The sequence below is a fragment of the Bradyrhizobium sp. genome (genome assembly GCF_049581145.1).
Lineage (GTDB): Bacteria > Pseudomonadota > Alphaproteobacteria > Rhizobiales > Xanthobacteraceae > Bradyrhizobium.
On sequence record NZ_JBAURI010001248.1, the window covers coordinates 1 to 2,097 of the forward strand.

Sequence of the window (2,097 nt, forward strand, 5' to 3'; positions counted from 1 at the left end):
GTGGTTATGGATTCCGGGCTCGTTCGCTTTGCGAATGCCCCGGAATGACGAGCGGGGATATCACCGCCTCGCCCCGGTCATGGCGCAGCAGGATCGGTCCACGTTTACGGCCTCGCGCTGCTCGCCACAACGGACGGCGCCGTCACGCGCCGGCCCAGCACCAGATAGAGGCCGCCGGCGACGACGATGCCGACCAGCCAGCTCAGGTCCGCGCCGCCCAACAGGCCGGTCGAGATCGGTCCCTGCAAGGGCGCGACCAGGCCGTCTTCGACGGTCCAGCCCGCGATCAGGCCGGCGAGGAACGCGATGATGCCGCCCCAATTGATATCGCCATAGGTGCTGGTCGCGCCATCGCGATAGAGCTCGGCGACATCGATCCGGCTTTTGCGCCGGATGACGAAATCGGCCAGCACAACGCCGGCCCACGGGCTCATCCACAACAGCAGGCTAATCATCCAGTTGTCGAACGCCTTGGCAAACGACGGCGCGAAGATGAAGTACACCGTCACCAGGTAGCCGGCGACGCCGACGATCGTGGCCAGCGCGAAGCGCGAGACCTTGAAGCCGGCGCTCAGCGCCGCGAGCGCTGCCGAATAGACGTTGAGAATGTTGGTGGCGATCGGGCCATGCAGCACCATCAGCAGCACCAGGATGCTGACGGGACCGCCGAACACGGCGCTGACCATCTTGGCGGGATCGGTGTCGAGCGTCGTGCTGGCGATCGTGGCGCCGAGAATGGCAAGCCAGACGGTCGGCACGAACATGCCAATATAGCTGTACCAGAAAACGGAGCTCGACGGCACGCTGCGCGGCACGAAGCGCGAATAATCCGAGGCCCAGGTCACCCAGGAAATGCCCCAGCCGACGCCGATCGCGGACATCAACAGCGTGATCATGGCGAGATGCGCGCCGGGCGGCAGGGTGGAGGCGTGGTTCCAGTCGACCACGCCGGGCTGGGTCCAGGCCAGCACGCTCATCAGCACCATGATGGCGACGGTCACCGGCACCGTGTACTTTTCAAAGGTCCGGATGGCATAGAAGCCGTAGGTGCCGATGCCGACCTGCAGCGCCATCACCAGCGTGATGACGACGATTTCGACGAACCAATTGTCGGGAACGCCGAACTGGCCGAGGATCGCGATCGAGATCTTGACCGGGAAATAGGTGTTCACGCCGATCCAGCACAGCGTCATCAGAAACATCAGGATGCTCGGCAAATAGGCGCCGCGGACGCCGAAAGCCGACCGGCTCAGCACCATCTGGTTGACGCCAGTCTTGTGGCCCATCACGGTGAAGGCGGCGAAGATGGCGCAGCCAACCAGGTTGCCGATGACGATGACGGCGATGGTCTCCCACAGCCCGAGCTTGAGGACGATGCCGAGCGCGCCGAGCGCCCAGTTGACCGGCGCGATATTGGCGCCGGCCCAGATCCACATCTGCTGCAGTCCGGTGGAATCCCGGTCTGCATCCGGAATGGGTTCAATGCTGTGACTATCAGCGCGAAGCTCGGATTCCGTCATGACGCACCTCCCTACATGAAACAGCGGTTTCCGCTGCAGGGAATGCATGAATCGTACCAGCGCTCACCTCTCGGATGACGATGCGTGGCCCAGCAACCGTCGGACGAGCTGTCGAACCCGCTGCAACACCACGCCGCCGAGCAGGACAAATCCGTCGATCGCGGCCTCGCCCGATGCATGATCACGCGACGATCCGGACAGCGCCTGCGCGAGATTGCGCGCGAAATCGGCCGTCATCCGCTCGGTGAGATCGCGCACCAGTCCGGGCCGCGCGAACTGCGCCAGCATGCCACGCAGGCTGTAGCCGATCGAGAACTCCACGCGCGTCGCTGTGCCCTGGTCGACCGGCACCAGGTGGTAGCGGATCTCGCCTTGCGTGGAGGTCCGGCTACGCTGGTCGGAACCGGCACCGACGATGCGCCCTGAGAGGCCCGCGGCATCACGTTCGATCCGCGCCGAGCCGGCGAAACGCGCCGAGATCGGCCCGAGCCTGACCCGGATCTCGCCGTCCACGCGATCGGGCGTGGACGTCTCCGAGACCGAGGCTCCGGGAAGGCAGGCCGCGACAGCCGGGATG

2 protein-coding genes are annotated in these 2,097 nt (G+C 65.2%); both read right to left on the minus strand.

Features of this window, described 5'->3' with window-relative positions; all coding sequences use genetic code 11:
• Positions 1–104: 104 nt before the first annotated feature.
• Positions 105–1,520, minus strand: coding sequence for a cytosine permease (locus tag WCB02_RS39630; protein ID WP_423967888.1), 1,416 nt, complete (start codon positions 1,518–1,520; stop codon positions 105–107).
• Positions 1,521–1,583: 63 nt separating this feature from the next.
• Positions 1,584–2,097, minus strand: a 514-nt coding sequence (locus tag WCB02_RS39635) for an SRPBCC family protein (RefSeq protein WP_423967890.1), incomplete at its 5' end; no start/stop codon positions are given.